At 71.6% G+C, this 7,118-nt stretch carries 5 protein-coding genes and 1 pseudogene; 5 read left to right on the top strand and 1 reads right to left on the bottom strand.

The features are described 5' to 3' along the window. Both VF825_RS13455 and purL read left to right on the top strand, forming a co-directional pair. A pseudogene (locus VF825_RS13455) lies at window positions 1–140 on the top strand (phosphoribosylformylglycinamidine synthase subunit PurQ); the annotation flags it as partial. Window positions 141–145: 5 nt separating this feature from the next. Then, window positions 146–2,446, top strand: a complete 2,301-nt coding sequence (gene purL, locus VF825_RS13450) for a phosphoribosylformylglycinamidine synthase subunit PurL (RefSeq protein WP_414695852.1) — start codon at window positions 146–148, stop codon at window positions 2,444–2,446. Between the two features lie 119 nt (window positions 2,447–2,565). On the opposite strand, the gene VF825_RS13445 is transcribed toward purL, so the two are convergent. Then, window positions 2,566–3,084 carry a helix-turn-helix transcriptional regulator gene (locus VF825_RS13445; protein WP_331114115.1) on the bottom strand — a complete coding sequence of 173 codons (519 nt, stop codon included), beginning with the start codon at window positions 3,082–3,084 and terminating at the stop codon, window positions 2,566–2,568. 273 nt (window positions 3,085–3,357) lie between these two features. Between VF825_RS13445 and VF825_RS13440 the strand changes: the two genes are divergently transcribed. The 3 genes from VF825_RS13440 to VF825_RS13430 all read left to right on the top strand — a co-directional run. Continuing rightward, a complete protein-coding gene (locus VF825_RS13440) occupies window positions 3,358–4,428 on the top strand; it encodes a hydrogenase expression protein HypE (protein WP_331114113.1) in 1,071 nt (356 codons plus the stop codon). Between the two features lie 16 nt (window positions 4,429–4,444). Then, window positions 4,445–6,223, top strand: a complete 1,779-nt coding sequence (locus VF825_RS13435; RefSeq protein ID WP_331114111.1) for a nickel-dependent hydrogenase large subunit — start codon at window positions 4,445–4,447, stop codon at window positions 6,221–6,223. 11 nt (window positions 6,224–6,234) lie between these two features. Then, on the top strand, window positions 6,235–7,118 hold an 884-nt coding region (locus tag VF825_RS13430; RefSeq protein ID WP_331114109.1), incomplete at its 3' end, for a NifU family protein.

The raw sequence follows: 7,118 nt of genomic DNA, 5'->3' as shown, positions 1-7,118 counted from the left end.
TCGCCGGCGTCACCAACGAGCGCGGCAACGTCGTCGGCCTCATGCCGCACCCGGAGCACTGCGTCGAGTCCGGCTACGGCCCCTCGCTCGACGGCCTGCCCTTCTTCACGTCCGTCCTGACCTCGGTGGTGAACGCGTGAGCACCCTGGAGACCGGCCACACCAAGCCCCTGCTGGACACCGTCTCGACGGCGTCCGGCACGCCCGAGGTCGAGCAGCCCTGGGCCGAGCTGGGCCTCAAGCCCGACGAGTACCAGCGCATCCGCGACATCCTCGGGCGGCGCCCCACCAGCTCCGAGCTGGCGATGTACTCGGTCATGTGGTCGGAGCACTGCTCCTACAAGTCCTCCAAGGTCCACCTGCGCCAGTTCGGCGACAAGACCACCGACGCGATGCGCGAGAAGCTGCTCGTCGGCATCGGCGAGAACGCCGGCGTCGTCGACATCGGCGACGGCTGGGCGGTGACCTTCAAGGTCGAGAGCCACAACCACCCCTCCTACGTCGAGCCCTACCAGGGTGCGGCCACCGGCGTCGGCGGCATCGTCCGCGACATCATGAGCATGGGCGCCCGCCCGCTGGCCGTGATGGACCCGCTGCGCTTCGGCGCCCTGGACCACCCCGACACCCACCGGGTGCTGCCCGGCGTCGTCGCCGGCGTCGGCGGCTACGGCAACTGCCTGGGGCTGCCCAACATCGGCGGCGAGGTCGTCTTCGACTCCTGCTACCAGGGCAACCCGCTCGTCAACGCCCTGTGCGTCGGCGCCATGCGGGTGGAGGACATCCACCTGGCCAAGGCCTCCGGCGTCGGCAACAAGGTCGTCCTCTTCGGCGCCAAGACCGGCGGCGACGGCATCGGCGGCGTGTCCGTGCTCGCCTCGGAGACCTTCGACGAGGGTGGCCCGACCAAGCGCCCCGCGGTGCAGGTCGGCGACCCCTTCGCCGAGAAGGTGCTCATCGAGTGCTGCCTGGACCTGTATGCCGCGCACGTGGTCGACGGCATCCAGGACCTCGGCGGCGCCGGGCTGTCCTGCGCGACCAGCGAGCTGGCCTCCAACGGCGACGGCGGCATGCGGGTCCACCTCGACCGGGTCCCGCTGCGCGACGCGACCCTGCGCCCCGAGGAGATCCTCATGAGCGAGTCGCAGGAGCGGATGATGGCCGTCGTCGAGCCCGGGAAGCTCGAGGAGTTCCTCGCGATCAACCGCAAGTGGGACGTCGAGGCCACGGTCATCGGCGAGGTCACCGAGGGCGACCGCCTCGAGGTGCTCTGGCACGACGAGGTCATCGTCGACGTGCCGCCGCGCTCGGTGGCCCACGACGGCCCGGTCTACGAACGCCCGCTGGAGCGGCCGGCATACCTCGACGGGCTGCAGGCGGCCGGTCCCCAGGACCTGCCGCGCCCGGGCACCGGCGACGAGCTGCGAGACACCCTGATCCGCCTCATCGGCTCGCCGAACCTGTGCGACAAGTCGTGGGTGACCGACCAGTACGACCGCTACGTGCGGGGCAACACCGCCCTGGCGATGCCCGACGACGCCGGCGTGGTGCGGGTCGACGAGGAGAGCGGGCGCGGGGTCGCCATCTCCACCGACTGCAACGGCCGGTTCGCCAAGCTCGACCCGTATGCCGGGGCGCAGCTCGCGCTGGCCGAGGCCTACCGCAACGTCACGACCGCCGGGGCGACGCCGCTGGCGATCACCGACTGCCTCAACTTCGGCTCGCCGGAGGACCCGGGCGTGATGTGGCAGTTCGCCGAGGCGGTGCGCGGCCTGGCCGACGGCTGCCAGCAGCTGGGCATCCCGGTGACCGGCGGCAACGTCTCGTTCTACAACCAGACCGGGGACGTGGCGATCCACCCGACGCCGGTGGTCGGCGTGCTCGGCGTCATGGACGACGTGGCCCGCCGGACGCCCTCGGGCTGGAAGACGCCGGGCCAGGTCATCTACCTGCTCGGCACCACCCGGGAGGAGCTGGCCGGCTCGGAGTGGGCCAGCACCATCCACGACCACCTCGGCGGTCTGCCCCCGCAGGTCGACCTCGACCTCGAGCGCCAGCTCGGCGAGATCCTCGTCAACGCCTCGCGGGACGGGCTCATCGACGCCGCGCACGACCTGTCCGACGGCGGCCTGGCGGTCGCCCTCGCCGAGGCCACCCTGCGCCACGGCGTCGGCGCCCGGGTCTGGCTGGAGGAGGTCTGCGAGCGCGACGGCATCGACGCGTTCACCGCGCTGTTCAGCGAGTCGACCGCCCGCGCCATCGTGGCCGTGCCGCGCTCGGAGGAGGTGCGGTTCACCGACATGTGCTCGGCCCGCGGCTTCGCCCACGCGCGGATCGGGGTCGTCGACGACCAGACCGACGGCCTGGACGTGCAGGGCCAGTTCGAGCTCGGCCTCGGCGAGCTGAGCGAGGCGCACACGGCGACGCTGCCGGCGGTCTTCGGCCGCTGAAGCACGCGCGGCGAGCACCCGGCATACCCGCGGGTCTGCTCACCTCAGGCCGCTTCCGGCGCCCGATCGGGCGCCCGGGAACGGTTCTGGCTGAGCAAACCGGCCCTGGCTGAGCACGGTCAGTGCTGGCCGAAGACCTGGTGGACCCGGCGCAGGTCGCGAAGCCGCGGCTCGGACTGCCCGCGCACCCAGCGGCCCACCGTGCGCACGGACACCCCGAGCTGGCGGGCCGCGGCCTCCTGGGACAGGCCCTGCCGCTGCAGCACCTCGGCGATCCACTCCGCGAAGGAGCGGGGCACGGGCGGGTAGCCCCGGATGGCGTCCACCAGCTGCTCGGTGCTGAGGACCTCCACCTCGACCTCGTCGGGGAAGATCCGCACCGCGACCTGGAACGCGCCCACCCCGGGACGGGCCGAGGCGAGCAGCGCCTCGCCGATCGCGTCCTGGATCGCCCGCGGGCCGGCCGGCTCGAGGTCGAGCCCGGCGAGGGTGTGCTCCAGGAAGTCCTGGGCCTCGACCCAGGAGGCGGGCCGGGCGGGGAAGGTGCGGCTGACCACCACGACGGGCGCGACCACGGCCCCGGCACTGGCGCCGGGGAGGGGCTCGGCTGCCGGGTCGGCGTCGGGGGGTCGGGCCATCGCGGGTCCCCTCCGGGTGGGGCTACGCCATGCACGGTAGCCGGGGCGACGACGGTGGTGGAAGCGGCCGATCCCGTTGCGAGGTCGGGGATTCCGCGATTCGCGGACAGTCGCAGAAATGTCCGGACACGTATGTCCTGCCGCCGCACCACGCCGTCCTATGCTCCGGAGGAGGAGGTGCCTCGGGACCCGAGCACCTGCCGCCGGGGATGACGACAGGAGCCCGCGCGCCGGGACGCCCACTGTGATCGCACAGGAGGGTGGTGGCCACAGATGTCGACAGCCACGCAGGAGTCGACGGGGACGGCGGGGACGACGGAGCCGGTGCTCCACGTCCTGTGGATCAACGCAGGGCTCAGCTGCGACGGGGACTCGGTGGCGCTGACCGCCGCGACCCAGCCGAGCGTGGAGGAGATCGTCCTCGGCGCACTGCCGGGCTTGCCGAGGGTCCAGGTGCACTGGCCGCTCATCGACTTCGAGTGCGGGCCGGAGCAGGGCGCGGACACGTTCATCGAGTGGTGGCACAAGGCCGACCGCGGCGAGCTCGAGCCGTTCGTCCTCGTCGTCGAGGGGTCGATCCCCAACGAGAAGATCAAGTCCGAGGGCTACTGGTGCGGCTTCGGCAACAACCCGGCCACCGGCCAGCCGATGACCACCTCGGAGTGGCTGGACCGGCTGGCGCCCAGGGCCACCGCCGTCGTCGCGGTCGGGACGTGCGCGGCATACGGCGGGATCCACGCCATGGCCGGCAACCCGACCGGCGCGATGGGCGTGCCCGACTACCTGGGCTGGAGCTGGAAGTCCAAGGCGGGGCTGCCGATCGTCTGCGTGCCCGGCTGCCCCGTGCACCCCGACAACCTGTCCGAGACGCTGGTCTACCTGCTCTACCAGGTGGCCGGGCAGGCACCGATGATCCCGCTGGACGAGGCGCTGCGCCCGCGCTGGCTGTTCGGCGCCACCGTCCACGAGGGATGCGACCGCGCCGGCTACTACGAGCAGGGCCAGTTCGCCACGGAGTACGGCACCCCCGAGTGCCTGGTCAAGCTCGGCTGCTGGGGCCCGGTGGTCAAGTGCAACGTGCCCAAGCGGGGCTGGATCAACGGGGTCGGCGGCTGCCCCAACGTCGGCGGCATCTGCATCGCGTGCACCATGCCGGGCTTCCCGGACAAGTTCATGCCGTTCATGGACGAGCCGCCCGGCAGCAAGGTCTCGGCCGGCGCCAGCACGATGTACGGCACGGTCATCCGCCGGTTGCGCGGCATCACGATGAACACGGTCGACAAGGAACCGAAGTGGCGCACCAAGGGGAACGTGCTGCAGACCGGCTACACCAAGTCCTGGTGACGGAGGGCGGACCGACATGACCACCACGACCAAGCAGTCCGGCGACGTCGTCGAGATGGCGTGGGACCCGATCACCCGGATCGTCGGGAGCCTGGGCATCTACGCCACGATCGACTTCAAGGCCAGGGAGGTCCGCGAGTGCCACAGCACCTCGTCGATCTTCCGCGGCTACAGCATCTTCATGAAGGGCAAGGACCCGCGGGACGCCCACTTCATCACCAGCCGGATCTGCGGGATCTGCGGGGACAACCACGCCACCTGCTCGGTCTACAACCAGAACATGGCCTACGGGATCGCGCCGCCGGCCCTCGGTGAGTGGATCATCAACCTCGGCGAGGCCGCGGAGTACATGTTCGACCACAACATCTTCCAGGAGAACCTGGTCGGGGTGGACTTCTGCGAGCGCATGGTCAAGGAGACCAACCCCGGCGTCCTGGAGCGGGCCAACAGCACCGAGGCGCCGCACGCCGGTGAGCACGGCTACCGCACGATCGGCGACATCATGCGCTCGCTGAACCCGCTCGAGGGCGAGTTCTACCGCGAGGCCCTGCAGATGAGCCGGATGACGCGGGAGATGTTCTGCCTGATGGAGGGCCGGCACGTCCACCCCTCGACGCTCTACCCCGGCGGGGTCGGCACCGTCGCCACGATCCAGCTGTTCACCGACTACCTCACCCGGCTCATGCGCTACGTGGAGTTCATGAAGAAGGTCGTGCCGCTGCACGACGACCTGTTCGACTTCTTCTACGAGGCGCTGCCCGGCTACGAGCACGTCGGCGAGCGCCGCGTGCTGCTCGGCTGCTGGGGCAGCCTCAACGACCCGGCGATCTGCGACTTCACCTACCGGCGCATGAACGACTGGGGCAAGCGAATGTTCGTGACCCCCGGCGTCATCGTCGACGGCAGGCTCGTCACCAACAACCTCGTCGACATCAACCTCGGCATGCGGATCCTGCTCGGCCACTCCTACTACGAGGACTGGGCGCAGGACGGCTACGAGGTGTTCGTCGACAAGGACCCGCTCGGCAACCCGGTCGACCGGCGCCACCCGTGGAACCAGCACACGGTCCCCAAGCCGGCCAAACGGGACTTCGAAGGCAACTACAGCTGGACCATGTCGCCGCGCTGGTTCGACGGCACCGACCACCTGGCCCTGGACACCGGCGGTGGCCCGATCGCCCGGCTGTGGTCGACCGCGCTGTCCGGCCTGGTCAACACCGACTACGTCAAGGCCACCGGCCACAGCGTGCAGATCACCCTGCCGCGCACCGCGCTCAAGCCCGAGGTGAGCTTCGAGTGGACGATCCCGCAGTGGAGCAACGCCATCGAGCGGGACCGCGCCCGGACCTACTTCCAGGCCTACACCGCGGCCCTGGCGCTGCACTTCGTCGACCAGGCGCTCGCCGAGGTGCGCGCCGGACGGACCGAGACGTGGACGCCGTTCACGGTGCCGGACAACGCGATCAGCTGCGGGTTCACCGAAGCGGTCCGCGGGGTGCTCAGCCACCACATGGTCATCCGCGACGGCAAGATCGCCAACTACCACCCCTACCCGCCGACCCCGTGGAACGGCAGCGTCCGTGACGTCTACGGCACGCCCGGCCCCTACGAGGACGCGGTGCAGAACACCCCGATCTTCGAGGAGAACCCGCCGGAGACGTTCAAGGGCATCGACATCATGCGGGCGGTGCGCAGCTTCGACCCGTGCCTGCCGTGCGGGGTGCACCTGTTCACCGGCAACGGCTCGGTGGTCGAGCAGGTCCACTCGCCGGCCATGGCCGCGACGGTCTACTGACCGGCGCAGTGATGAACCGGCACGAGGCCCAGGAGCTGGCCAGCCGCGTGGAGGTGCTGCTGGACGCCTTCCACGACAGCCCCGACCGCCTCGCCGCGGACCGCGCGGAGGAGCTGGTCCGGGCCCTGGTCGCCCTGTACGGCGCGGGGCTGGCCCGCGTCGTCGACCTCGTGGGGGAGGCCGACGGCGGTGAGGCGCTGGTGCGCCGGCTCGCCGGGGACGACCTGGTCGGCTCGCTGCTGGTGCTGCACGACCTGCACCCCGACGACGTGGACACCCGGGTCCAGCAGGCGCTGGACCGGGTCCGCCCCTACCTGGGCTCGCACGCCGGCGGCATCGAGTACGCCGGCGTCGACGCCGACGGGGTGGCCCACCTGCGGCTGGAGGGCAGCTGCGACGGCTGCCCGTCCTCGTCGGTGACCGTGACGACCACCATCGAGCGGGCCGTGCTGGACGCCGCGCCGGAGGTCGTCGCGGTCGACGTCCAGGGTGTGGTCGCCCGGCAGAAGCCGTTGCCGGTGCTGCAGATCGGGCGCCCGCCGTCCGAGTCCGCGCCGGCCGCCGGGGAGGCCGCAGAGGCCTCCGGCGACGGCTGGGCGCACCTGGAGGTCGCGGTGGCCGCCGGCCACGTCGCCCGCCGGGTGGTGGGCGGGCTCCCTGTCGCCGTGTGCGTCCTGCACGGCACCCCGTACGCCTACCGCGACGAGTGCGCCACCTGTGGGGCCCCGCTCAGCGGCGCCGCGCTGGATGGGGAGCAGCTCACCTGCGCCGCCTGCGGCAGCCGGTACGACGTGCGGCTGGCCGGGCGGTCCCTGTCACCCGAGGGGCGCCACCTGGACCCGCTGCCGCTGCTACCCGAGGGTGGCGGGTGGCGCGTCGCCCTGCCGCGGGAGGC

The sequence above is a fragment of the Oryzihumus sp. genome (assembly GCF_036391795.1).
Lineage (GTDB): Bacteria > Actinomycetota > Actinomycetes > Actinomycetales > Dermatophilaceae > Oryzihumus.
The sequence above is the reverse complement of the archived record's forward strand: the minus strand, read 5'-3'. Positions and strand labels throughout refer to the sequence as shown.